24 protein-coding genes are annotated in these 24,527 nt (G+C 73.0%); 16 read left to right on the top strand and 8 right to left on the bottom strand.

The window, feature by feature from the left end; all coding sequences use genetic code 11:
* The first annotated feature begins 38 nt into the window (after positions 1 to 38).
* Positions 39 to 947 carry an SDR family oxidoreductase gene (locus tag AEQ27_RS15265; RefSeq protein WP_054147447.1) on the top strand — a complete coding sequence of 303 codons (909 nt, stop codon included), beginning with the start codon at positions 39 to 41 and terminating at the stop codon, positions 945 to 947.
* 39 nt (positions 948 to 986) lie between these two features.
* Here AEQ27_RS15265 and AEQ27_RS15270 read toward each other — a convergent pair whose 3' ends face one another.
* From AEQ27_RS15270 to nucS, 4 genes are all read right to left on the bottom strand, one after another.
* Positions 987 to 2,288 (bottom strand): CynX/NimT family MFS transporter, encoded by a 1,302-nt coding sequence (locus AEQ27_RS15270; RefSeq protein ID WP_054147448.1) that lies wholly within the window; start codon positions 2,286 to 2,288, stop codon positions 987 to 989.
* Positions 2,285 to 2,962 carry an HAD hydrolase-like protein gene (locus AEQ27_RS15275; RefSeq protein WP_054147449.1) on the bottom strand — a complete coding sequence of 226 codons (678 nt, stop codon included), beginning with the start codon at positions 2,960 to 2,962 and terminating at the stop codon, positions 2,285 to 2,287. The genes AEQ27_RS15270 and AEQ27_RS15275 overlap by 4 nt, the downstream gene beginning before the upstream one ends.
* 24 nt (positions 2,963 to 2,986) lie before the next feature.
* Positions 2,987 to 3,163 carry a hypothetical protein gene (locus AEQ27_RS17945; RefSeq protein WP_161805567.1) on the bottom strand — a complete coding sequence of 59 codons (177 nt, stop codon included), beginning with the start codon at positions 3,161 to 3,163 and terminating at the stop codon, positions 2,987 to 2,989.
* An 81-nt stretch (positions 3,164 to 3,244) separates the two neighbouring features.
* Positions 3,245 to 3,940: an endonuclease NucS gene (nucS, locus tag AEQ27_RS15280; protein WP_054147450.1), complete on the bottom strand. Its 696-nt coding sequence runs from the start codon at positions 3,938 to 3,940 to the stop codon at positions 3,245 to 3,247.
* Between the two features lie 123 nt (positions 3,941 to 4,063).
* Between nucS and AEQ27_RS15285 the strand changes: the two genes are divergently transcribed.
* Positions 4,064 to 4,738 carry a hypothetical protein gene (locus AEQ27_RS15285; RefSeq protein WP_054147451.1) on the top strand — a complete coding sequence of 225 codons (675 nt, stop codon included), beginning with the start codon at positions 4,064 to 4,066 and terminating at the stop codon, positions 4,736 to 4,738.
* Positions 4,739 to 4,804: 66 nt separating this feature from the next.
* Positions 4,805 to 5,884 carry a LacI family DNA-binding transcriptional regulator gene (locus tag AEQ27_RS15290; RefSeq protein WP_054147452.1) on the top strand — a complete coding sequence of 360 codons (1,080 nt, stop codon included), beginning with the start codon at positions 4,805 to 4,807 and terminating at the stop codon, positions 5,882 to 5,884.
* A gap of 37 nt (positions 5,885 to 5,921) precedes the next feature.
* Here the strand turns inward: AEQ27_RS15290 and AEQ27_RS15295 are convergent, their stop codons facing one another.
* Complete coding sequence (locus AEQ27_RS15295; protein ID WP_054147464.1) at positions 5,922 to 7,253, bottom strand: MATE family efflux transporter; 1,332 nt, start codon at positions 7,251 to 7,253, stop codon at positions 5,922 to 5,924.
* Positions 7,250 to 8,515: a uracil-xanthine permease family protein gene (locus AEQ27_RS15300; RefSeq protein ID WP_054147453.1), complete on the bottom strand. Its 1,266-nt coding sequence runs from the start codon at positions 8,513 to 8,515 to the stop codon at positions 7,250 to 7,252. The genes AEQ27_RS15295 and AEQ27_RS15300 overlap by 4 nt, the downstream gene beginning before the upstream one ends.
* Positions 8,516 to 8,633: 118 nt before the next feature.
* Between AEQ27_RS15300 and AEQ27_RS15305 the strand changes: the two genes are divergently transcribed.
* Positions 8,634 to 10,598 (top strand): M13 family metallopeptidase, encoded by a 1,965-nt coding sequence (locus tag AEQ27_RS15305; protein ID WP_054147454.1) that lies wholly within the window; start codon positions 8,634 to 8,636, stop codon positions 10,596 to 10,598.
* Positions 10,592 to 11,509 carry a serine hydrolase gene (locus AEQ27_RS15310; RefSeq protein WP_235451126.1) on the top strand — a complete coding sequence of 306 codons (918 nt, stop codon included), beginning with the start codon at positions 10,592 to 10,594 and terminating at the stop codon, positions 11,507 to 11,509. Before AEQ27_RS15305 ends, AEQ27_RS15310 begins: the two co-directional genes overlap by 7 nt.
* 65 nt (positions 11,510 to 11,574) lie before the next feature.
* Here the strand turns inward: AEQ27_RS15310 and AEQ27_RS15315 are convergent, their stop codons facing one another.
* On the bottom strand, positions 11,575 to 11,982 hold the full coding sequence (locus AEQ27_RS15315; protein WP_054147455.1) for an NUDIX domain-containing protein: 408 nt from the start codon (positions 11,980 to 11,982) through the stop codon (positions 11,575 to 11,577).
* 56 nt (positions 11,983 to 12,038) lie between these two features.
* Positions 12,039 to 13,325 (bottom strand): glutamyl-tRNA reductase, encoded by a 1,287-nt coding sequence (locus AEQ27_RS15320; protein ID WP_054147456.1) that lies wholly within the window; start codon positions 13,323 to 13,325, stop codon positions 12,039 to 12,041.
* A gap of 153 nt (positions 13,326 to 13,478) precedes the next feature.
* On the opposite strand from AEQ27_RS15320, the gene AEQ27_RS15325 reads away from it, so the two are divergent.
* The 11 genes from AEQ27_RS15325 (at position 13,479) to hemL (ending at position 24,346) form a co-directional block, all read left to right on the top strand.
* Positions 13,479 to 14,492 carry an NADP-dependent oxidoreductase gene (locus AEQ27_RS15325; protein ID WP_054147457.1) on the top strand — a complete coding sequence of 338 codons (1,014 nt, stop codon included), beginning with the start codon at positions 13,479 to 13,481 and terminating at the stop codon, positions 14,490 to 14,492.
* Between the two features lie 121 nt (positions 14,493 to 14,613).
* Positions 14,614 to 15,681, top strand: coding sequence for a uroporphyrinogen decarboxylase (gene hemE / locus AEQ27_RS15330; protein ID WP_054147458.1), 1,068 nt, complete (start codon positions 14,614 to 14,616; stop codon positions 15,679 to 15,681).
* The gene (locus tag AEQ27_RS15335) at positions 15,678 to 17,408 is read left to right on the top strand and encodes an NAD(P)/FAD-dependent oxidoreductase (protein WP_235451127.1); all 1,731 of its coding nucleotides are present in this window, start codon (positions 15,678 to 15,680) and stop codon (positions 17,406 to 17,408) included. The genes hemE and AEQ27_RS15335 overlap by 4 nt, the downstream gene beginning before the upstream one ends.
* Entirely contained in the window at positions 17,405 to 17,854 is a 450-nt protein-coding gene (locus AEQ27_RS15340) for a phage holin family protein (protein ID WP_054147459.1), read from the top strand. Before AEQ27_RS15335 ends, AEQ27_RS15340 begins: the two co-directional genes overlap by 4 nt.
* Before the next feature lie 47 nt (positions 17,855 to 17,901).
* Positions 17,902 to 18,129, top strand: a complete 228-nt coding sequence (locus AEQ27_RS15345; RefSeq protein ID WP_054147460.1) for a DUF3618 domain-containing protein — start codon at positions 17,902 to 17,904, stop codon at positions 18,127 to 18,129.
* 111 nt (positions 18,130 to 18,240) lie between these two features.
* Entirely contained in the window at positions 18,241 to 19,014 is a 774-nt protein-coding gene (hemQ, locus tag AEQ27_RS15350; protein ID WP_082383647.1) for a hydrogen peroxide-dependent heme synthase, read from the top strand.
* Positions 19,011 to 20,234, top strand: coding sequence for a ferrochelatase (locus tag AEQ27_RS15355; RefSeq protein ID WP_082383648.1), 1,224 nt, complete (start codon positions 19,011 to 19,013; stop codon positions 20,232 to 20,234). Before hemQ ends, AEQ27_RS15355 begins: the two co-directional genes overlap by 4 nt.
* A 5-nt stretch (positions 20,235 to 20,239) precedes the next feature.
* Positions 20,240 to 21,226: a hydroxymethylbilane synthase gene (gene hemC / locus AEQ27_RS15360; RefSeq protein ID WP_082383649.1), complete on the top strand. Its 987-nt coding sequence runs from the start codon at positions 20,240 to 20,242 to the stop codon at positions 21,224 to 21,226.
* On the top strand, positions 21,223 to 22,014 hold the full coding sequence (locus AEQ27_RS15365) for a uroporphyrinogen-III synthase (RefSeq protein ID WP_054147461.1): 792 nt from the start codon (positions 21,223 to 21,225) through the stop codon (positions 22,012 to 22,014). The genes hemC and AEQ27_RS15365 overlap by 4 nt, the downstream gene beginning before the upstream one ends.
* Positions 22,014 to 23,003: a porphobilinogen synthase gene (gene hemB / locus AEQ27_RS15370; RefSeq protein ID WP_054147462.1), complete on the top strand. Its 990-nt coding sequence runs from the start codon at positions 22,014 to 22,016 to the stop codon at positions 23,001 to 23,003. The genes AEQ27_RS15365 and hemB overlap by 1 nt, the downstream gene beginning before the upstream one ends.
* Complete coding sequence (hemL, locus tag AEQ27_RS15375) at positions 23,003 to 24,346, top strand: glutamate-1-semialdehyde 2,1-aminomutase (protein ID WP_054147463.1); 1,344 nt, start codon at positions 23,003 to 23,005, stop codon at positions 24,344 to 24,346. The genes hemB and hemL overlap by 1 nt, the downstream gene beginning before the upstream one ends.
* Positions 24,347 to 24,527 lie beyond the last annotated feature (181 nt).

Raw genomic sequence — 24,527 nt, forward strand, 5'->3', positions numbered from 1 at the left:
CCTGGGAGCCGCACCCACCGCGCATGGTTCAGTGAGGGATGACCGACTCGACCGAGACCTCGTCCGCCTCCGTGGGGGAGCCCGCCCGCGCCTCCTCGCCGCTCGTCGCCGTGACGGGCGCGACGGGTGCCGTCGGCGGCATCGTGGCGCTCCACCTGTCGGAGCGGGGCGTGCCGTTGCGGCTCGTCGTTCGCGACGCCGTCCGCGCGCCCCGGCTCGACGGTGCCGAGGCCGAGGTCGCCGTCGCGACCTACGGCGACCGGGCCGCCTCCGTCGAGGCGCTGCGCGGGGTCGAGACCCTGTTCATGGTGTCGGCGGCCGAGGCGCCCGACCGCGTCGACCAGCACCGTGCGTTCGTCGACGCCGCCGTCGAGGCGGGCGTGCGGCACGTGGTCTACACGTCGTTCGCCGGCGCGTCGGCCGACTCGGTGTTCACACTCGGTCGGGACCACTTCGCGACCGAGCAGCACATCCGCGAGTCGGGTCTGGCCTTCACGTTCCTGCGCGACAACTTCTACCTGGACTTCATCCCGCTGTTCGCGGACGAGCAGGGCGTCATCCGCGGCCCGGCCGGCGGCGGGCGCGTGGCCGCGGTGGCCCGGGCCGACGTCGCGGCGGTGGCGGCCGTCGTGCTGCTCGACCACGAGTCGCACGCCGGGGTGACCTACGACCTGACCGGGTCGGAGGCGTTCACCCTGACGGAGGCGGCCGCACGTCTCACCGCCCTCGGTGGGCGGCCGTTCACGTTCGTGGACGAGACGGTCGACGAGGCCTACGAGTCCCGCCGCGTCTTCGAGCCCGAGCCCTTCCAGGCGGACGCCTGGGTCAGCACCTACACGTCGATGGCGTCGGGCGAGGTGGCGCAGGTGTCGACGTCCGTCCGCGACCTGACCGGACGCGACCCGCTGACCCTCGAGGTGCTCTTCGCCGGAGGCGTGCGGGACTGACCCGACCCGACGGGCCCCCGTGCCGTCTACCGGGTGGGCTCAGGGCACGCGCCGCGACGACAGCACGCCGCTGACGCCGAGCACGACGACCGCTGCCGCGACGCCGATCATCGGGATCTGCCAGTTGCCGCTGACGTCGTGCAGCCCGCCGATGGCCAGCGGGCCCAGCGCAGCGATCGCGTACCCGCCGCCCTGGACGAGGGCCGACAGGCGCCGTGCCTCGACGTCGGTCGACGCCATGCGCACGATGACGATGAAGATGATCGTGATCCCGCCGCCCTGCGCGGCCCCGCCGAAGATCGACCAGAGCAGCCAGTGCTCGGGGGCGAAGAGCAGGCCGAGCGGCATGGCCGACCAGAACACGGCGATGAGACCGATGACGACCGCGGGTCGCACCCGCAGCGCGAGGAACGGCACGCCGAGCGCACCCACCACGGCGAGGATCTGGAAGACCGACGAACTCGCGCCGGCCGCCTCGCGGGTCAGCCCGACCTCGTCGCGCAGCAGTGTCGGCATCCAGGCCGTGAGCCCGTAGTAGCCGAACGCCTGGCCCGAGAAGGCCAGCGTCAGGCCCCAGGTGGTCCACCGACGCAGCAGGGGGGTCGCGCTGCGTCGGCGTTCGCGCGCATCGGCCTCGGCCTCACCGGGCTCGACCACGTCGATGCCGCCGGTGAAGACGTCGGTCGCCGAGGAGGCGCGGTGCCGGTCGTCGACGTCGGCCTGCGACCCCGGCACCACGGCCACGCTGCCGCCGAGCACCGCCACGCGGGGGCCCACGGCGATCGACCAGACCACCGCGGCCAGGACGGCGAGCAGTCCCCAGGTGACGAGGGCCAGGGGCCACCCGACGACGGAGGCGATCGGAGCCGTGGCCAGCGAGGTGATCATCGACCCGACGTTGAGGGCCGACGTGTAGATGCCGGTGACGAAGCCGGCCCGCTCGGGGCTGAAGTCGCGGCGGATGACGACGGGCAGCACGACGTTGCCGATCGTGATCGCGACGCCGATCACGATCGTGCCGACGTAGAGCCAGACCGTGCCGCCGGCCGTGCGCAGCAGGGTGCCGAGCAGGACGCCCGCGAGCCCGAGGGTGACGGCGCGTTCGGCGCCGATCCGGCCGATCAGGGCCGACGCGAACGGGCTCGCCACGGCGAAGCACAGCACGGGGATGCTGGTGAGCAGCCCGGCGACGACCGCCGTGAGGCCGAGGTCGGCGCTCATCTGGTCGAGCACGGGGGCCGGGGCCACGATCGGCCCGCGCATGTTGAGGGCGATCAGCACGATCGCGAGGGTGAGCAGCCAGGCGGCGGGCGACCGGACGGCGGCCGCGGCGCGGGTCACGCGGCGCCGCGCATCAGGGAGACGCCCAGCAGGTCGGCCACCTCGTCGACGTCCGCCGCGACGGCGACGGCACCGACGTGCTCGTGTGGCTCGCCGTACCCCCAGCCGACCAGGATCGTGGGCACGCCGTGCACCGCCGCCCCCTCGACGTCGTGGTGGCGGTCGCCGAGCAGCACGGGACGCGAGAGGTCGGCACCGCGCGCCCGCAGGCGCTTCAGGGCCTCTTCGACGACGTCGGCCTTGGTGTTGCGCACCTCGTCGTCGGAGGCGCCGGTGATGACGTCGAGGTACCGGTCGAGTCCGTGCGCCCGCAGGATCGCGGTGGCCGGGGTCTCGGGCTTCGAGGTGGCGGTCGACGTGGGGATGCCGGCCGCGTGCACGGCCGCCATGAGGTCGGGCACGCCCGGGAAGACCTCGCCCTCGAGGGCACCGTTCGCCAGGTAGTGCGCGCGGTAGAGCCGCATGGCGTCGACGAGACGCTCGCCGCCGAGCCCGAGGCGCACCTCGAAGCTCTGCGGCAGGGGCGGGCCGACCCAGGCCATGAGCTCGGCGGCGGAGGGCACCGGCAGGCCGAGTTCGCCGATCGTGTGGGCGAGGCTGGCGGTGATCGCGGGCGCCGAGTCGGCGATGGTGCCGTCGAGGTCGTAGAGGACGGCCGTGTAGGGGAGAGTCATCGCCCCCAGCTTACGGATCGGGCGTCAGCGCGGGACGGCCCGGAGCGGCCAGGTCGCCACCGCCGGCACCGCGTCTCGGGTCGACGGAGGCGACACGGTCTCGAACGACCACATCGGGTCGTCGAGGCCCCGGGCCAGGGACTCGAAGAGCGGGGTCGCCTCGCGTTCGGCGGTCAGGGTGTCGAAGATCGGTGAGGTCACGGGTCGCTCCTGCGGTCGAAGGGGGTCCTAGGAGGAATATAACCCTGAAATGTGAGTATCACAAGACTTCGGGGGGCTCGATCAGAACAGGCGCGAGTGCGAGTCGTCCAGGCCGCGCATGGCGTCGTAGTCGAGCAGCAGGGTACGGATGCCCCGGTCGTGGGCGAGCGTGCGAGCCTGCGGTTTGATCTCTTGTGCCGCGAAGACGCCCGTCACCGGGGCGAGGTGCGGGTCGCGGTTCATCAGTTCGAGGTACCTCGTGAGCTGCTCGACCCCGTCGATGTCACCCCGGCGCTTGAGCTCGACGGCCACGGCGGCCCCCTTCGCGTCACGCGCCAGGATGTCGACCGGCCCGATGGCGGTCATGTACTCGCGGCGGACGAGGGTGTGGCCGTCGCCGAGCAGGTCGATCTGTTCGGCCAGCAGCTTCTGCAGGTCGGCCTCGACGCCGTCCTTGGTCAGACCCGGGTCGACGCCCATCTCGTGGGACGAGTCGTGCAGGACCTCGTGGATCGAGACCACGAGGATGTCGGCCGTCTTCGCCTGGGTGACCTTCCACAGCTCGACGACGCCGGCCTCGCGTTGGTCGTCGTCGGGTTCGACCGTGCGGATCGTGCAGGGCGGGCTCATCCAGTTCAGGGGCTTGTAGCTGCCGCCGTCGGAGTGGACGAGCAGGCTGCCGTCGCTCTTGACCATGAGGAGGCGCGTGGCCAGGGGCAGGTGGGCGGACAGTCGACCGGCGTAGTCGACCGAACAGCGGGCAATGACGAGACGCACCCGACGATCCTACGGGGCGGCGAGAACGGCCCTCCATCGTGGTGTTGACAGGCATTCATATGTAAAATACATTCATGACAGATGGTCGGCAGGACGACCACCGAGACGCGTCCAGGAGGAACGATGCCCAACCCGATGCCCGCCACGACCCGGCCGCTGCGGGGGACGACCCACGACACGGCCGAGCTGCTGCTCGTCGACCTGGCCACGGCACGCTACGCACCCGGCGACTCCCTCGACGTGGACACCATCGTGCGGGAGCACCGGGTCACCCCCGGCGAGGTGCACCTCGCCCTCTTCGAGCTGAGGCGCATGAAGGTCGTGGTGCGTGCTCCGTTCAGCGGGGCCCACGTCGTCGTCTGGCACCGGCGGTTCAACGAGGTGCTGCTGCGAGACCTCGTCCGCATGATCTCCGTGGCGTCGACGAAGGCGACCTCGCTCGAGGACGTCCCCGAGCCCGGCGTGCGCCGACCGGCCTGCACGGCCCACGGGCTGGCCCTGCCCGCGGACGTCGCGCACTTCCTCGACCTCGCGCGGGCGATCGTGCAGGTGCTCTCGCCGGCCGCCCGTCAGCACGTGGTGGACGACCTGCTGCTGCCGCTCGAGATCCTCTGCAGTGCGAGGGCCGTCGCGGTGCACGACATGCGGCCCGCCCTCGGCGAGACCGTCCGCGGCGCGATCGTCGACCTCATGGAGGCCGCCGCGCACTACGGCGACTGGGCGCAGCTGCCGGGCCTCGCGTCCGACTACGTCACCGCCCTGGGCGTCGACGAACCGCCCGTCCGACCCGTCGACTGACAACGCACCGACCGTCACCAGCCACCCCGGGGGGCCGTCCGGCCCCGTCGGCTAGGCTGCGGCAGCATGAGCCGGGCAGAGGGCGACGTCGCCGCCAGGCCGACCCTCGCGTCGGTCGCGCGAGTCGCCGGGGTCAGCGCGAGCACCGCCTCCCTGGCCTTCAGCGGCACCGGCCCCGTGTCGGACGAGACCCGTGCGCGGGTGCTCGCCGCCGCCGACGAACTCGGCTACGCCGGGCCGGACCCGCGGGCGAGGTCGTTGCGCCGCGGGCGCTCCGGCATCGTCGGGGCCGTCCTCGAGTCCCCCCTCAGCACGGCCTTCCGCGACCCGATCAACGTCGCGATGCTCGACGGCATCGCCGACGTGCCGGGTCCGGCCGACAACTCGCTGCTGCTGCCCACCGAGAGCGAGGGCGAACGTTCCCGCCTGCTCGCCGCCCCGGTCGACGCGGTCGTGCTGTTCGGCTGCAGCACCCGCCTCGACGAGTCCGTGTCGATCATGCGGCGGCGCGGCATCCCCGTCGTCTCGATCGAGGCCCCACCGACCGAGGGCGTGCTCGACATCGCCGAGGACAACGTCGGTTCGTCCCGCCTGCTGGCGCAGCACCTGCACGACCTCGGCCACCGACGCGTCGCGGTCGTCGCGCTCGAACTGGGCCCCGGCCGGTCGACGGGCGGCCACGACGACGAGCTGACCGACGAGCGCGTGGGCCGGGGCACCTCGTGGCCGCCGCCCGGGCGGCCGCGGGGGACCCGCCAGGGCTTCCCCGGCGTGGGCGGCCGGGCGACCAGGGGCAGCTGGACCAGCGAGGGGCACCGTGCGGGTCTGCGCTTGCTCGACGTGCCCGAGGCCCGGCGTCCGACGGCGATCGTGGCGCAGAGTGACCTGCTCGCGTCGGGCGTCATCGCGGCCGCGGACGACCTGGGGCTGTCGGTCCCGGGCGACCTGAGCGTCGTCGGCTACGACGGCGTGCGGCTCGACGACCCGCGAGCCGCCGACCTCACGACGGTTGTCCAGCCCGCGGTCGAGAAGGGCCGCGCGGCCGGTCGCGCGGTGCTCGCGCTGCTCGCGGGGGAGCCAGCGGTCGGGACGACCTTCACCAGCGTCTTCCGCCCCGGCTCGACGACGGGTCCGCCCGCGCGCTGACGCCGCGCCGGAGCAGGGGCGCCGGGCGGCGCGACGCTCAGCGCGCGCCGACCACCATCCACCGGTCGGTGCGGGCCCGCAGTCCGAGCGTGACTGCCCGCGCCCCGATGTACCCGAGGCCGAACGCGAGCCAGAGCGCGACCGCACCCGACGTCGTGGTGCCGACCTGCGCCTCCACCGGGAGCAGCACCGCGAGGTAGGCGAGCACGCTGACGACCGACGCGATCGCGAGGTAGCGGGCGTCGCCCGCGCCGAGCAGCACGCCGTCGAGCACGAACACGAAGCCGGCGAGCGGGATGCCGACCGCCATCGCGACGACCACCGACGGCAGCAGCGCCTGCACGCCCGGGTCGGGGCTGAAGACGGGCGCGAGCACCGGCGCGAGCAGGGCCAGGACGGCGCCCAGCACCACGCCGCCGCCCACGCCGAGGAGCATCAGCCGTCGCGTGATCGCCCGCACCCGCTCGCGGTCGCCCTGCCCGAGGGCGTGGCCGACCATCGCCTGCCCCGCGATCGCGAGGGCGTCGAGGGCGAAGGCCAACGTGCTGAAGAGGGTGATCGCGACCTGGATGGTGGCCAGGCCGGTGACCCCCGAGGAGGCGGCGGCCGCGACGGTCGCGAGGAGCGCGGCCCGCAGACCCGCGTTCCGCACGAGCAGCCAGCCGCCCGCCTGCGCGGTGCGACCGACCCCGGCGAGCCCCGGACGGAGGTCGGCGCCGACGGCCCGGGCCGCCCGCACCGCGATCACCACGTAGACGGCGGCCATGCCCCACTGCGCGACGACGGTGCCGGCCGCAGAGCCGGCGATGCCCCAGTCGAAGCCGTAGAGGAACAGCGCGTTGAGGCCGGCGTTCGCGGCGAAGCCGACGGTGGCGACGACGAGGGGCGTCCGGGTGTCCTGCAGCCCGCGCAGCAGGCCCGTCGCGGCGATCACGAGCAGCATGCCGGGCAGGCCGAGCAGCGAGACGGAGAGGTACGTTGTGGCGGCCGCGGCGACCTCGTCGGCCACGCCGAAGAGGCCCACGAGCGGCTCGGCGGCGACCGCGCCCGACCCCGCGACGACGATGCCGACGAGCAGCGCGAACCACATGCCGTCGACCCCGGCCCGGATCGCGCCCCGCTGGTCGCCGGCCCCCAGTCGCCGTGCGACCGTCGGGGTGGTCGCGTAGGCGAGGAAGATCAGCAGCCCGAGGGCCGTCTGCAGGATGACGCTCGCCACCCCGAGCCCCGCGAGCGGCACCGAGCCGAGGTGGCCGACGAGGGCGGTGTCGGTGAGCAGGAAGAGCGGCTCGGCCACGAGCGCTCCCAGCGCCGGCACGGCCAGGCGGAGGATCTCGCGGTCGAGGGGCGAGCGGAGGCGCACGCTCAGTCGGTGCCCCGGAGCCGACCCAGCCCGTTCATCACGTGGAACACCACGATGGCCGCGACCGTGCCGAGGATGATGCCGCCGAAGCTCGCACCTCCGAGGGCCAGGGTGAAGTCGGCGATGCCCATGATCAGCGCGACGCCGGCGGTCAGCTGGTTCTTCGGGCGGCTGAAGTCGACCTCGTTCTCGACCCAGATGCGGATGCCGATGACGCCGATCAGGCCGTAGAGCGCGGTCGTCACGCCGCCGAGCACCCCCGGCGGGATGGTGAAGATGACGGCGCCGATCTTGGGCGACAGCCCGAGCAGGATCGCCACGACGCCGGCGACCCAGTAGGCGGCGGTCGAGAAGACACGGGTGGCGCTCATCACGCCGATGTTCTCGCCGTAGGTGGTGGTGGCCGAGCCGCCGCCGAGGCCCGCGATGACCGTGCTGAGGCCGTCGGCGAAGAGGGCCCGGCCGGTCAGCGGGTCGAGGTTGCGCTTGGTCAGCTGGCCGACGCCCTTGACGTGGCCGACGTTCTCGGCGATCAGGGCGAGCACGACGGGCAGGAAGCCGAGGTAGATCGGCAGCTGCCCGAGGTCGAAGGCGGGGGCCGTGAAGGTCGGCAGGCCCACCCACGGAGCGGCCGCGACGGCGCTGTAGTCGACGGCGCCCGCGATCACGGCGGCGACGTAGCCGACGACGACGCCGACGAAGATCGACAGGCGGCCGAGCAGGCCCTTGAAGAGCACGGCGCTCAGCACGACCGCGGCGAGGGTGATCAGGGCGATGCCCGGCGAGAGCGCGAAGTTGTCGCGGGCGGCCGGGGCCAGGTTGAAGCCGATCAGGGCGACGATCGAGCCGCTGACCACCGGGGGCAGCAGGGCGTCGATCCAGCGGGTGCCCGCGAGGTTCACGACCACGCCGATCACGGCGAGCAGGGCGCCGACGACGATGATGCCGCTGAGCGCGAGGGGGATGCCGCCCACGTCGGTGGCGGCTGCGATCGGGGCGAGGAAGGCGAACGACGAGCCCAGGTAGCTGGGCAGCCGGTTCTTCGTGATGATCAGGAAGAGCAGGGTGCCGATGCCGGAGAAGAACAGCGTCGTGCTCGGCGGGAACCCGGTGATGATCGGCACGAGGAAGGTCGCACCGAACATGGCGACGACGTGCTGGCCGCCGAGGCCGATCGTGCGCGGCCAGCTGAGCCGCTCCTCCGGGGCCACGATCTCGGTTGGGGCGACCGTCTTGCCGTCGCCGTGCAGTGCCCAGGGGAGTGCCATGCCGAGAACTGTACTGGGGGTGCCGTTTCCTCCGTGTTTCCTGGGACGGCCTCGTCAGCCCGGGCCGCAGCGGGTCCGGCCCGGCCCGCCGTCGGGGGCCTCACCTAGGCTGACGAGCATGACCAGCGACGCACTGAGCAGCGGAATCCAGACCGACGAACTCGACCCGGCGGTCCGCCCGCAGGACGACCTCTTCCGGCACGTCAACGGCGCGTGGATCGACCGCACCGAGATCCCCGACGACAAGGCGCGCTACGGCTCCTTCTACCTGCTCGCCGAAGAGGCCGAGAAGGCCGTCCGCGAGATCGTGATCGAGTCGCAGTCCGCCGTACCCGGCACCGAGGCCCGCAAGGTCGGCGACCTCTTCACCAGCTTCACCGACGAGGAGCGCATCGAGGCGCTCGGCGCCGCACCCCTCGAGCCGCTCCTGGCCGAGGTGGACGGGGTGACCGACGTGACCTCGTTCACGCGCCTCCTGGGCTCGCTCGAGAAGCAGGGCATGCCGAGCGTCGTGCAGCTCTTCGTCGACAACGACCCGGGCGACCCCGAGCGCTACGTCGTCTTCGTCGAACAGGGCGGCCTCGGCCTGCCCGACGAGTCGTACTACCGCGACGAGAAGTTCGAGTCCGTGCGGACCGCCTACCGGGCGTTCGTCGAGGAGATGCTCGGGCTCGCCGGCCTCGACGACGCCTCGGCCCGCGCCGACCGCGTGATCGAGCTCGAGACCTCCCTCGCCTCGCACCACTGGAGCAACGTCGCCACCCGCGACAGCGACAAGACCTACAACCTGCTGCCCTGGGCCGAGTTCGACGCGCTCGCCGAAGGGGTCGACCTGACGGCCTGGCGGGACGCCGTCGGCGGCCCGGCCGGCGTCTTCGACGAGCTCGTCGTGCGCGAGCCGTCGTTCGTGACCGGGCTGGCCACGTTGCTGACCGACGACCGGGTCGACGCCTGGCGCGACTGGCTGCGCTGGCAGATCGTCCGCTCGACGGCCGCCTACCTGTCGACGCCCTTCGTCGAGGCGAGCTTCGGCTTCTACGGTCGCACCCTCACCGGCACCCCCGTGCAGCGCGCCCGCTGGAAGCGCGGCGTCTCGCTCGTCGAGGGTGCCCTCGGCGAGGCCGTCGGCCGCATCTACGTCGAGCGGCACTTCGCCCCCGAGGCCAAGACCGCGATGGACGTCCTCGTCGCCCACCTCGTCGAGGCCTACCGCCAGAGCATCACGGGCCTCGAGTGGATGACCGACGAGACCCGTGCCCGGGCCCTCGACAAACTCGAGAAGTTCACGCCCAAGATCGGCTTCCCCTCGACCTGGCGCGACTACTCCGCCCTGTCGATCGACCCCGCCGACCTGGTCGGCAACGTGCGTGCCACCGCCGCCTTCGGCTTCGACCGCGAGCTGGGCAAGATCGGCAAGCCGCTCGACCGCGACGAGTGGTTCATGACGCCTCAGACCATCAACGCGTACTACAACCCGGGCATGAACGAGATCGTCTTCCCCGCGGCGATCCTGCAGTTCCCGTTCTTCGACGAGAACCGTGACGTCGCCGCCAACTACGGAGCCATCGGCGCCGTCATCGGCCACGAGATCGGCCACGGCTTCGACGACCAGGGCTCGAAGTACGACGGCGACGGCAAGCTGACCGACTGGTGGACCCCCGCGGACCGCGAGGCCTTCGAGGAGCTCACCTCGTCGCTCATCGCGCAGTACGACGCCCTCGCCCCGAAGCAGGTTCCCGACCACCACGTCAACGGCGCTCTCACGATCGGCGAGAACATCGGCGACCTCGGTGGGCTCTCGATCGCCTGGAAGGCCTACCTCATCTCGCTCCACGGCGACGAGCCGCCAGTGGTCGACGGCCTGACCGGCGCCGAGCGGTTCTTCCTCAGCTGGGCCCAGGCCTGGCAGATCAAGCTGCGCGACGAAGAGGCGATCCGCCTCATCTCGATCGACCCGCACTCGCCGAACGAGTTCCGCTGCAACCAGATCGTGCGCAACATCGACGAGTTCTACACGACGTTCGGCGTCACCGAGAGCGACGCCCTGTGGCTGCCGGTCGAGGAGCGCGTCACGATTTGGTAGGTCCGGGGCCCGGGCGCCGCGCCCGACGCGAGAACGCCGACGGCGCCGACCACGAGCCGCGTCATGGCGGCGGTCGCGCGCTCGAGTCGTTCTCGTCGTCGTTCGCGGCCCTGGGCGACCTGGCCCTCGCGGGAGGTCAGGTCTCGGCCTCGGTCGGTGACCTCGACTCGGGCGCCGACCTGCTGAGCGTCGACGAGCACCTGGCTCTGCCGGTCGGGCAGCTCGGTGCCGTCCTGCTGCTGATCGAGGTGTCGGCCCGCATCGAGGACGGCACGCTGCGTCCGCTCGACGAACTCGACCGACCCGGCGACCCCGGCGACCAGGGGCCCGGCGGTCTCTGGCCCTACCTCCGCCGGACGAGCCTCCCGGTGACCGACGCGGCGACGCTCGTCGGAGCCTTCCGTGACGCGGCGGCGATCGACGCGCTCATCGGTCGGGTCGGCTTGGCCGCGGTGCGGGCACGGGGCGAGTCGCTCGGGCTCACGAAGACGGCCCTCCTCGACGTGACGCGGTCGTCGCGCGGCCCCGACGACGCGCCCGCGCTCGCCGTCGGCTCGGCCCACGAGCTGGCCGGCCTGATGGTGTCCCTGGCCCGCGGCGAGGTCGTCGACCGCGCCGTCTCGAACCGGGTGCTCGGCTGGCTGTCGCTGGGTGCCGACACGTCGCTCGTCGCCGCACCGTTCGGTCTCGATCCGCTCGGGCACCGACGACTCGACCACGACCTCCAGATCGTCCACACGACGGGCGGCGACCCGGGGGTGCGCTCCGAGCTCGGGGTGCTGCGCGGACCGCACCGCAGCGTGGCGTACTGCGTGATCGTCACGTTCGACGACCTGACGCTCGCCCACCGCCTCCGCGCTCTCGACGCCCTGCGGGCCGTGGGCACCGACGCTCTCGAGTACGTGCACTGAGCGGCGACACGAGCCGAGCCGTGCAGGGCCGGGCCGGGCCGGGCCGTGCCGTGCCGCGCGTCGGCTCAGTCGACCAGGTCGAGCCCTCGCAGGCGTTCGAGCGTAGCGACCCCGGCCGGCGGGCACCGGTCGGCGTCGGCCGAGGTCACCCAGTGCACCGCGCCGACCTCGGCGGCGGGAGCGGGCTCGGGGCTCGTCGCCGCGAGCTCGGCGGCGAAGACCGTCATGGCGACCTGTCGGCCCTCGGGCTCGCCGTGAGCCTGCGTCACGACCGTGAACAGCTCGGCCACGGTCGCCGGGTCGAGTTCGACGCCGACCTCTTCGCGTGATTCTCGGACCAGCGCCTCGGCTGCGGTCTCGCCGGCCTCGAGCTTGCCGCCCGGCAGGTAGAGCACGTCACGACCGCGCGCCGTGACCATCAGCATCCGCCGGTCACGGACGAGGGCGAGCGCGCTGACGACGATGGTGTCCATCAGGCCATCCTCGGGCACGGTGGCCGAGCTCTCGACCTCGCGCCGTCGAGAGACGGTCAGCCCGCCGAGGCCTGACGCTCGTCGTCGACGGCGCGCAACGTCGAGGACGAGGAGGCGCGGCGTGCGTCGGTCACGCCGAACAGCGCCTCGAGACCGTCGCGGAACTCGTCGCCGCGGCCCTCGCGGGCCAGCTCGCGCGCCCGGACGGAGGGGGTGTGCAGCAGGACGCCGGCGAGGTGTCGCAGGGCCGACTCGGTGCGCTCGGACGAGTCGCCGCGCGACCGCGCGCGCTCGATCTCGGCGTCGAGCAGGTCGAAGACGTGCTTGCGCAGCGCGACGACCGACGGGGTGAGCGACTGCTCGGCGGCGACGGCCTGGAACTCGGCGGCCGCCGACGTGACGAGGGCGCGGGCGTCGTCGGCCGCACTGAGCTGGGGCAGCGGGGCGTGCAGGCTGATGGTCTCGAGGTCGAGCAGCTCGACTCCCTCGACGCTCGAGACGAGCGGGTCGACGTTGCGGGGCAGGCCGAGGTCGATCACGAGGCGACGACCGCCCGGGCGGACGACGTCGCGGGTCACGACCGGCTCGGTGGTCGAGGTGCAGGTGATCAGCACGTCGCTCCAGGCGACTGCGGTCGCGAGGTCGTCGTAGGGGGTCGCGGCGTGCTTGAGGCCGAACCACTCGGCGCGGCCTGAACCCGAGTAGACGGCGAGCTGGTCGGCGCCGCGGTCGCGGAGAGCGGCCACGGTGGTGGCGGCGTACTGGCCGGTGCCCACGATGAGGACGCGGGCCTCGGACCAGTCGGTGACCCGTGAGGACGCCAGTTCGAGGGCGAGGCGCACGAGTGAACGACCCGCGCCTCCGACGTTCGTCTGGTTCTTGATGCCGCGAGAGGTCTGTGACGCCTTCTGGAAGAGGCGCTCGAGGTCGCGCGAGGTGGTGCCGTCGTGGCGGGCGCGTTCGAGCGAGCGGCGCACCTGGCCCGAGATCTCGTCCTCGCCGACGACGACCGACTCGAGGCCCGAGCTGACGGCGAACAGGTGCTCGACGACCTCGTCGCCGGTGATGACCCGCACGCTGTCGCGCAGGTCGTCGGGCTCGACGCCGCTGGCCGTGCTCATGGTCTCGATGGTGGCCTCGACGGCCAAGGCGCTGCCCGCGGTGAGGGGCTCGTCGACGTCGAGGTAGGCCTCGAAACGGTTGCAGGTCGCGAGCACGACCGCGCCGCTGACGAAGTCGCTGCCGTCGACCAGGGTGCCCGCCGCCGAGGGTGCGCCGATGCTCAGCCTCTCGAGGAGGTCGAAGCTGGCGTTCTGGTGGGACGCCGTGAGGCAGATGAGCACTGAGTGATCCTAACTCTGATCGGCGTTTTCGGCTGGGCGTTGACTCGACGTCGAGTGGCCGGGAATGCATCCTGGCAGTTGCAACTTGCAACACGGGTGTCGGCGTCCGCATTCCGGACGGCGGCGCGCACCGCATCGACGAAGGAGAACACCATGACCTCGACCACCAGCATCCAGTGGCAGCTCGTCGCCCGCCCGCACGGCGAGCCCACCCCCGACGACGTCGCCCGGGTCGAGGTGACCCTGCCCGAGCTCGCCGACGGCGAGGTGCGCGTGCAGAACGAGTTCCTCTCGGTCGACCCCTACATGCGCGGTCGCATGAACGACGTGAAGTCGTACATCCCGCCCTTCGCGCTCGGCGAGACCATGACCGGCGGTGCCGTCGGCCGCGTCGTCGAGTCCCGTTCGGACGACCTGCCGGTCGGCACCGTGGTGCTGCACGACCAGGGCTGGCGCGACGTGGCCCAGGGAGGCGCGGCCGCCTTCCGCGCCGTGCAGCCCGTCGACGGCGTGCCGCTGTCGGCGTACCTGGGCGTGCTCGGCCTCACCGGCCTCACGGCGTACGTCGGCCTCACCGAGATCGCCGGCATCCGCGAGGGCGACGTCGTCTTCGTCTCGGGCGCCGCCGGGGCCGTCGGCACCATGGTCGGCCAGATCGCGCGCCTCAAGGGAGCCTCGCGCGTCATCGGCAGCGCCGGTTCGGCCGAGAAGGTCGAGCTGCTGACCTCGAAGTACGGCTTCGACGCCGCCTTCAACTACCGTGACGGCGACGTCTCCGAGTTGCTCGCCGAGGCCGCACCCGACGGCATCGACCTCTACTTCGACAACGTCGGCGGCGACCACCTGTCGGCCGCCCTCGCCTCGTTCCGCACCGGCGGCCGCGCCGCGCTCTGCGGCTCGATCGCGAACTACAACTCGACCGGCGCCCCGGTCGGCATCACCGGCATGACCAACATGGTCACGCGCGGCCTCACGATGAAGGGCTTCACGCTGGGCGACTACCGCCACCTCGCACCCGCCTTCCAGGCCGAGATGGGCCCCTGGCTCTCCGCCGGCGACGTCGTGTACGACGAGACCGTCGTCGAGGGCGTCGACAACGCGTTCGACGCCTTCACCGGGCTGATGCGCGGTGCCAACGTCGGGAAGATGGTCGTCGCGGTCTCCTGACCCGCGCCTCCTCGGCCGCTCCCGCGTTCGAGGCGACCCGACCGGGACGGTCTCGCCGAGGCGGGGCCGGCGGCGGGTCGCCTCGACGTGACGTCCAGCGGGCGATGGGACAATCGACCACGTGACCCAGACCTCCGCCCTGCCCGAGCAGCACCCGCTGGCCGCCGGCCTCACGACGCGTTCACCGTTGGTCCGCGCGTTGCGCGGCGACCGGCCCGAGACGCTGCCGGTGTGGTTCATGCGCCAGGCGGGGCGCTCGCTGCCCGAGTACCGCGAGCTGCGCGTCGGCACCAAGATGCTCGACGCCTGCCTCACGCCCGACCTGGCGAGCGAGATCACGCTGCAGCCCGTCCGCCGTCACGGCGTCGACGCGGGCATCTTCTTCAGCGACATCGTCGTGCCGATCAAGCTGGCCGGCGTGGCGGTCGACATCGTCCCGGGGCGCGGGCCGGTGCTCGAGACGCCGATCCGCACGGCGGCCGACGTCGCGGCCCTCCGACCCGTCGATCCGGAGGCGCTGGCCCCGATCGCCGCGGGCGTCGCCCAGACCGGCGCGCAGCTCGGCAGCACGCCGCTGATCGGGTTCGCCGGTGCGCCCTTCACGCTCGCCGCCTACCTCGTCGAGGGCGGGCCGTCGAAGGACCACATCCGCGCCCGGGCCCTCATGCACAGCGACCCCGAGACCTGGGACGCCCTGCTGACCTGGGCCGCCGACGTGACCGGCGCCTTCCTGCGGGCCCAGGTGCTCGCGGGTGCGAGCGCCGCCCAGTTGTTCGACTCGTGGGTCGGGTCGCTGTCGTTGGCCGACTACATCGCGCACGTCGCCCGCCACTCGGCCCGGGCGCTGTCGCACGTCGCCGACCTCGACGTGCCCCGCATCCACTTCGGCGTGGGCAGCGGCGAGGTGCTGGCCGCCATGCGCGACGTCGGCACCGACGCCGTCGGCGTCGACTGGCGCATCCCGCTCGACGAGGCCTCGCGTCGCCTCGGCGGCTCGACCCCGGTGCAGGGCAACATCGACCCGGCCATGCTCCAGGCGCCCTGGGCCGTGCTCGAGGCGCACGTCCGCGACGTGGTCGAGCGTGGTCGGGCGGCCCCGGCGCACGTCCTCAACCTCGGCCACGGCGTCAGCCCCGACACCGACCCCGACGTGCTCACCCGCATCGTCGAGCTCGCCCACACGCTGTGACCCCGCCCGTCGTCACCCCGGGCGCCGTCGTCGACGTCGCCGTGGTGGGCGGCGGCATGGGCGGCATCGTGCTCGCCAGGGACCTGGCCGCCGCCGGGCTGAGCGTCGTCCTGTTCGAGGCGTCCGACCGTCTCGGCGGCGAGGTCTCGCGACACGTGGTCGCCGGCATCGCGCTCGACGCCGGGGCCGAGAGCTTCGCGACCCGTGGCGGCACGGTCGCCGGTTTCGCCACCGAACTCGGCCTCGGCGACGACATCGTCCTGCCCGACCCGCGCGGTGCCTGGCTGCACGAGGCCGACGGCGAATCCTTCCCGATCCCGCGGACGGGGTTGCTCGGCATCCCCGGCGACCCGTCCGCCGCCGACGTCCGCGCCGTCGCCGGCGAGGCCGGGGTGGCGCGCGCGCCCGCCGCCGCCGGGCTGCCCGCCGACGTCGGGTCGGAAGAAACCACCCTGGGTGGTCTCGTCCGCGCCCGCATGGGCGAGGCCGTCGTCGACCGGCTCGTCAGTCCCATCGTCTCGGGCGTCCACTCGCTCCACCCCGACCTCCTCGCCGTCGACCGCGTCGCCCCCGGACTGCGCTCGGCCCTGCAGCGCGAGGGCAGCCTCGCCGCCGCCGTGCTCGGGCTCCGGGCCCTGGCCCCGGCCGGCTCGGCGGGGGCGGGCATCCGCGGCGGCCCCGCCCCCCTCGTCGACCCGATCGTCGCCGACCCCGAGCGGGACGGCGTCGACGTCCGCCTCGGCACCCGCGTCCGCTCGATCGACGAGACGAGCGTCGAGACCGCCGGCGGTGAGTACGTCCGCGCGCGACAGGTCGTGCTGGCCGTGGGGGACCACGACGCGGTGGCCCTGACGACCCGCGCCTCCTCGGTGCCGCCCGGGGCGATCACCCTCGCGACCCTCGTCGTCGACCGGCCCGAGCTCGACGCGGCGCCCCGGGGCACGGGCGTGCTCGTCGCCCCCGGCTCGACCGGCCTGCGCGCCAAGGCACTCACCCACGCGACCGTCAAGTGGAGCTGGCTGGCCGACCTCGCCGGGGGACGCCACGTGCTGCGGCTCAGCTTCGACTCACCCGTCGTCGACCGTGGCACGCCCGACGCCGAGGTGCGCGACGCGGCGCTCGCCGACGCCGCGACCCTGCTCGGCGTCGACCTCGCCGAGCGCCACCTGGTCGGCTTCGGCCGGGCCGCCTGGGACGCCCCGCGCCGGGCCGAGGCGGCGGCCGTCACCGAGCCCGGGGTCGGGGTCGGGCAGGCAGGAGGCGCGGTGGCGGGACGTGGGCTCGCCGCGATCATCGCCCCCTCGCGTCGTCAGGCCGCCTCCCTGGTGGCGGCGCTCTCGTCGCCCCCGTCCCGCGACGGAGGCCCCGGGGTCGGTCGGCTTCGGTCCGGCGCGGGCGTCGGGCAGCCGCCTCGGGCTACATTGGGGGGACGTGTGCGGCACATGCCGTCGCGCGTACGACCACGAATGGAGTCCCCCGTGCGAGGCAAACTGATCTTCGTCGCCGGAGCCGCTGTCGGATTCGTGCTCGGCGCCCGCGCCGGCCACGACCGTTACGAGCAGATCACCGAGAGGGCGTCCAAGGTCTGGAACAGCCGGGCGGTGCAGCGCCAGGTCGCCAAGGGCCAGGACTTCGCCGGTGCCAAGACGGCCGACGGCGTCGACGCCGTCGTCACGGGCATCACCCGCGGTATCTCCAAGGCCTTCGGCGGCGGCCGCAAGAAATGACCGACTCGACGCGCAGCGACAAGGTGCGGCACAAGACGAGGCCGCGGTCGCTCTTCGCCCTCGTGCAAGACGTCCCGACGCTGGTCACCGACCTCGTCAAGGGCGAGCTGGCCCTGCTCAAGTACGAGGTCATCGGCACGCTCAAGGCCTTCGGCATCGGTGCCGGGTTCCTCGTCGGGGCACTCGTCTTCGTCTTCGCCATGCTCGGCGTCCTGTTGACCGGCATCGTGCTGCTGCTCGCCATCTGGCTTCCCGGCTGGGCCTCGGCCCTCATCGTCGCCGGCGTGCTGCTGCTCGTCGCCGCCCTGCTGGCGTTCCTCGGGTACAAGGCGATCAAGAAGGGGCTCCCCGCGGTCCCCGAGAAGACCATCGCGAGCCTCAAGGCCGACCTCAAGGCCGTCAAGGGCGTGGGCTCGATCCCCGGCGCCCGCCTCGACGAGCGCTGACGCGCCTCCTCGACATCCCCATCCTTCCCGTTCCCGACAGGAGCACCGTGAGCGACAGCAGCGACATCCAGGCCCACATCGACCGCACTCGCGCCGAGCTCGCCGCGACGCTCAACGAGCTCGAGGACAAGCTGAACGTGCCCAAGCAGCTGGGCATCGCCGGGCACCGCGCCAAGGCGTCGTTCGACCGCGACAAGACCCCGTGGCTCGCCGCCGCCGGGGCGGGCGCACTGGCCGTCGCGGGCGTCGTCGTCGCGCTCGTCAAGCGCCGCTGAGCGGTCGCCGGGCTCGCCCGACGGTTCGTCCCCAGAGAGCACCCGGACCCGTTCGCTCGACCGGGAGCAACCTGGTTGGGCTCCCAGCGTGCCGAGAGGGAGAATGACTGCATGAGTTCCAGCGCCGACACGGCAGCGCCCGTCCTGCCGACGTCCGATTCGCCCGCAGCACCCGTCCAGACCGAGGCCGGTGACGCGGCGGCGAGCACTCCTCCGCCCGCCGAACGTCTCGGTTACACGCTCTGGGCCGTGCTGCGTCGCGACCCGCAGAACCCCTACGCCCCCGAGCTCGACGACGTCCCGCAACTCGACGCGGTCGTGGACGCCCTCGCCGGGCTCGGCGTCACCGTGCGCGGCTTCTACGACGTCAGCGCCCTGCGGGCCGACGCCGACATCATGATCTGGCTGCACGGCGAGGTCCCCGAGGCCGTCCAGTCCGCCTACCGGCAACTGTTGCGCACCGACGTGTTGGGCGGCCTGCTGCCCACCTGGAACGCCATGGGCATGCACCGCGAGGCCGAGTTCTCGCGCAACCACAGCCCGGCCTTCATGCGCGGCAAAGAGCCCGAGACCTGGCTCACGGTGTACCCGTTCGTGCGCAGCTACGAGTGGTACCTGCTGCCCGAGGCCGAGCGCCGTCAGATGCTCGCCGAGCACGGCAAGCAGGGCTCCGAGCACCGCGCGGTGCTGACGAACACGGTCGCCAGCTTCTCCCTCGGCGACTACGAGTGGATCCTCGCGCTCGAGGCGCCCGAGCTCGTCCAACTCGTCGACCTCATGCGCGACCTGCGCTACACCGAGGCCCGACGCCACGTCCGCGAAGAGATCCCGTTCTTCACGGGCCGCCGCATCCCCACCACCGACATCATCGAGGTCTTGTCGTGACCGACACCAGCAACATCACCAACGGGCAGCTCGTCCGCAACGCCACACCCGCCGCCGCCGCGGGGCCAGAGCACGTCTCCGAGCCGACCGACTACGACGCCATCCTGCTGGCCGGTTTCGGCGGGCCCGAGGGGCAGGACGACGTCATCCCGTTCCTGCGCAACGTCACGCGTGGTCGGGGCATCCCCGAAGAACGACTCGAAGAGGTCGCGACGCACTACCGCCACTTCGGCGGCGTCAGCCCGATCAACGAGCACAACCGCGAGCTCAAGGCGGCCCTCGAGGCCGAGCTCGAGCGTCGCGGCATCGACCTGCCGGTCATCTGGGGCAACCGCAACTGGCAGCCGTACATGGCCGACGCGGTGCGCGAGGCCGACGAGCGCGGGTTCCGCAAGTTGATCGCGGTCGCGACCAGCGCCTACTCGTCCTACAGCTCGTGCCGCCAGTACCGCGAGGACTTCGCGATGGCGCTCGACGCCACCGGGCTCGAGGGCACCATGCAGATCGACAAGGTGCGCCAGTTCTTCGACCACCCCGGGTTCGTGCAGCCGTTCATCGACGGTGTGCGCGACGCGCTCGTCAAGGCGCGCGCCGAGAACGAGGGCCTCGACCTCTCGACCGAGGTCCAGGTGCTCTTCGCCACGCACTCGATCCCGTCGACCGACGCTGCCAAGAGCGGCCCCGAGGCGCGCGGCTTCGACGCCGACGGTGCCTACGCCGCCCAGCACAAGGCCGTCGCCGAGGTCGTCATGGCCGCGGCCGAGGCCGCACTCGACCTCGACCTGCCCGAGGGTGGCGGCACGACCGTCCCGTGGCAGCTCGTCTACCAGTCGCGCAGCGGCCCGCCCTCGATGCCGTGGCTCGAGCCCGACATCAACGACGCCATCGACGACCTGGCCGGTGGCCCGACCCGTGCCGTGATCATCGTTCCGCTCGGGTTCGTCAGCGACCACATGGAGGTCATGTGGGACCTCGACAACGAGGCGATGGAGACCAGCGAGAAGAACGGTTTCTGGGCGACGCGCACCCCGACACCGGGCATCGACCCGAACTACGTCACCGGTCTCGTCGACCTCGTCCTCGAGCGTCGTGACGGCGTCCCGGCCGAGGACCGTCCTCACGTCACCGACCTAGGGCCCTGGTACGACGTGTGCCGTCCCGGCTGCTGCGAGAACGTCCGCCTCGGATTCAAGCCCGCCCTGTCCGGGCTGGTCCCCTGACCCCCGTGGCGACCATCCGCATCGGAACCCGGGGCAGCGCGTTGGCCGTCGCCCAGTCGACGACGGTCGCCGACCGCATCGCGGCCGCGACCGGTCACGACGTCGAACTCGTCCGCATCAAGACCGAGGGCGACCGGTCCCAGGGCACCGGTGAGTCGCTCGCCTCGCTCGGTGGCACCGGCGTCTTCGCGAGTGCCCTTCGCGAAGCGCTGCTCGCGGACGAGTGCGACGCGCTCGTGCACTCCCTCAAAGACCTGCCCACCGCCACGCATCCTGGTCTCGTCATCGGGGCGACACCCGGCCGGGCGGACGCCCGTGACGCCCTCTGCGCCCGCGACGGACTGACCCTCGAGGGGCTGCCGCAGGGCGCTCGCGTCGGCACGGGATCGCCGCGTCGTGCCGCCCAGTTGCTCTCGCGACGTCCCGACCTCGAGGTCGTCGACATCCGCGGCAACGTCGACACGCGGCTGGGCCGCGTCGGCGTCGACCTCGACGCCGTCCTGCTCAGTGCGGCCGGGCTCGGCCGCCTGGGACGGCTCGACGCCGCGACCGAACTGCTGGGGCTCGGTTTCTGGCCCAGCGCGCCGGGCCAGGGCTCGTTGGCCGTCGAGGTGCGCGAAGGCGATCCCGACGAGGCGCTCGCTCGCGGTCTGGCCGCCATCGAGGACGCCGAGACCCGCCTCGTGGTGACGGCCGAGCGGGCCGTGCTGGCCGGCCTCGAGGCCGGCTGCGCGGCACCCGTCGGTGCCAGTGCCGTCATCGACGCCGGGTTGCTGCTGCTCAGTGCGACCGTGTACAGCCCCGACGGCAGCCGACGCCTCAGCTCGTCGCACGCCGTCTCCCTCGACGACGGCCCGCTCGTCGCGCGTCTCGCCGACGTCCACGAGGTCGCGGGTCGGGTGGTCGACGAACTGCTCGACTCCGGCGCGGCCGAGTCCGCCCCGTTGGGGGGCGGACCGTCCGGCGGCGACCCCCTGGGCGGCGCCTCGTGACCGCCGACAAGCCGCTCAAGGGCGTCCGCGTCCTGGTGCCGCGCGGTGGCAAGTGGGGCGACGGGGTCGCGGCCTCCCTCCGGTCGCGCGGTGCCGCGCCGGTGATCGCCCCCCTCATCACCTTCCCCCCCGCCGAGACGCCCGGGCTGCTCGCCGCCGCCCTGGCCCGCCTCGCGTCCGGTGTCTACGAGTGGCTCGTCGTCCCGAGCGCCACCACGGTCGACGTGTTGGTCGGCAACGGCATCCGGCCCCCCGCGTCGACCCGGGTCGCCGCGGTCGGCGAGACCACCGCGGCCGCGCTGGGCCTGGCGGGCATCCGCGTCGACTTCGTCCCCGAGGGCGACAACTCGGCCCGCGGGCTCGTGAAGGAGTGGCCGGCCGACGAGGTCACCGGTCGCGTGCTCGTGCCGCAGTCCGACCTGGCCGAGCCGACGCTCGTCGCCGGGCTGTCGGCCCGCGGCTTCGACGCCGAGTTCGTCTCGGCGTACCGCACGGTCGGCGTGCCCGTCTCGGCCGAGGTGCGCGACGGCGTCGCCGACGGCTCGATCGGCGTACTGCTCGTGACCTCGGGCAGCGTGGCCCGTCAGATCGCCGCCCAGCTGGCGCCCCTGCCGACGGCGACCCTCGTCGCGTGCATCGGCCCGCGCACCGCCTTCGACGCCCGTGCCGCGGGGCTGCCCGTGCACCTGATCGCCGAGACCCGATCGGCGGCCGCCCTCGTCGAGGCCGTGGTGGACCACGCCCTCGACGGCCCGGCCGCCGGAACGCCCCCCACCGAGAAGGACTGATGTCTGACTTCCCCCGCGTGCGGCCCCGCCGCCTGCGCGCCACCCCTGCCCTGCGCCGTCTGACGGCCGAGACCCGCCTCCACCCCGCCGATCTCGTCCTGCCGATGTTCGTCCGCGAGGGCATCGACGAACCCGCCCCGATCTCGTCCATGCCGGGCGTCGTCCACCACAGCCTGTCGAGCCTGCCCCGGGCGATCGAGCAGGCCGCCGAGGCCGGCGTCGGCGGAGTCATGCTCTTCGGCGTTCCCCTCGAGAAGGACGCCGTCGGATCGGGCGCGACCGACCCCGAGGGCATCCTGAACGTGGCGACCCGCGTGGCGGTCGACGCCGCCCAGGGTGCGCTGGTCGTCCAGACCGACCTCTGCCTCGACGAGTTCACCGACCACGGCCACTGCGGCGTGCTCGCCGCCGACGGCTCGGTCGACAACGACGCCACCCTCGTGCGCTACGACGAGATGGCGGTCGTCCAGGCCGAGGCCGGCTCGCAGCTGATCGGCATGAGCGGCATGATGGACGGCCAGATCGGCTCGGCCCGCGACGCGCTCGACGAGGCCGGTTTCGGCGGTACGGCACTGCTCGCCTACGCCGCCAAGTACGCGTCGGCCTTCTACGGCCCCTTCCGTGAGGCCGTCCAGTCGACCCTCGTCGGCGACCGCCGCACCTACCAGATGGACGCCGCCAACGGGCGCGAGGGCCTCCGCGAGGTCGACCTCGACATCGCCGAGGGTGCCGACGTCGTCATGGTGAAGCCGGCCATGAGCTACCTCGACGTCCTCGCCGAGACCGCCGCGACCAGCACGGTGCCGGTCTGGGCGTACCAGATCAGCGGTGAGTACGCCATGATCCAGGCGGCCGCCGCGAACGGCTGGATCGACCTCGACGCCGCGTCCTACGAGAGCGTCCTGTCGATCAAGCGGGCGGGGGCGGACACGATCCTGACGTACTGGGCCACCGAACTGGCCACGCGCCTCCAGAAAGAGCGGTTCTGATGACCGAGCAGAGCAACGACACCTACTTCACCCGGGCGAAGCGGTCGATCCCGGGCGGCGTCAACTCGCCCGTCCGCGCCTACGGCTCCGTCGGCGGGACGCCACGGTTCCTCGTGGGCGCCAAGGGCGCGTACGTCACGGATGCCGAGGGACGCGACTACGTCGACCTGGTCGCCTCCTGGGGCCCCGCGATCCTCGGGCACACGCACCCCGAGGTGCTCGAGGCCGTTCAGCAGGCCGCGGCGCGTGGCCTGTCGTTCGGGGCGTCGACCCCGGCCGAGACCGAACTCGCCGAGCTGGTCCGTGAACGCGTCGCCGTCGGCGAGCAGCGTCCGATCGGCAAGCTGCGCATGGTGTCCACCGGCACCGAGGCGACCATGACGGCCATCCGTCTCGCCCGCGGCTACACCGGTCGCGACCTGCTCGTGAAGTTCGCCGGGCACTACCACGGTCACTCGGACTCGCTGCTGGCCGAGGCCGGTTCGGGCGTCGCCACGCTGTCGATGCCCGGTTCGGCCGGCATCACGGCCGAGACCGCCGCCCAGACGCTCGTCCTGCCCTACAACGACCTCGACGCCGTGCGCGCGGCCTTCGACGAGCACGGCCCGCGCATCGCGGCTGTCATCGTCGAGGCGGCCGCCGCGAACATGGGCGTGCTCGCGCCACAGCGCGGCTTCAACCGCAGCCTGTCCGAGATCACGCGACGCCACGGCTCGCTGCTGATCGTCGACGAGGTGCTCACCGGCTTCCGCGTGGGTCGCGCCGGCTGGTGGGGTCTCGAGGCCGCCCGGGTCGTTCCCGACGGCGCCGGGTGGGAGCCCGACCTCGTCACGTTCGGCAAGGTCATCGGCGGGGGCATGCCCCTGGCGGCCCTCGGCGGCCGCGCCGAGGTGATGGACTTCCTCGCCCCGCTCGGGCCGGTGTACCAGGCGGGCACGCTCAGCGGCAATCCCGTCGCCGTCGCCGCCGGCATCGCCACGCTGAGGCTCGCGACGCCCGAGGTCTATGCCCGGCTCGACACCGTCGCCGACCAGCTGTCGGCCGGCGTCTCGGCCGCCCTGTCCGCCGAGGGGGTCGAGCACAGCGTGCAACGCGCCGGGTCGCTCTTCTCGTTCGCGTTCACGCCGACGGCCCCGAACGACTACGACGACGTCCGGGCCCAACAGGCCTGGCGTTATCCGCCGTTCTTCCACGCCATGCTCGACGCCGGGGTCAACCTGCCGCCGTCGGTGTTCGAGGCGTGGTTCGTCACGGCGGCCCACGACGACGACGTGGTGTCGCGCACCCTCGACGCCGTGCCCGCCGCAGCCAAGGCCGCAGCGGCTGCTCAGGCGCCCCACTAGTCCGCGCGAGCGCGCGCCGCGCCATCCGTTCCGGCTCGCCGGGGCGCGGCCTGCCCTGCGTGCCGGGCTCGCCCTGCCCGTCACTCGGGGCCAGGCCCGCTCCACCGCATCCCGCCGCGATGTGAAAAAACCGCCACATCATTTCTTGGCGGGTTGTTTACATCGTGGCGGGGTGGCGGGG

Origin of the sequence: Frigoribacterium sp. RIT-PI-h (assembly GCF_001297205.1) — a bacterium.
Taxonomy (GTDB): Bacteria; Actinomycetota; Actinomycetes; order Actinomycetales; family Microbacteriaceae; genus Frigoribacterium.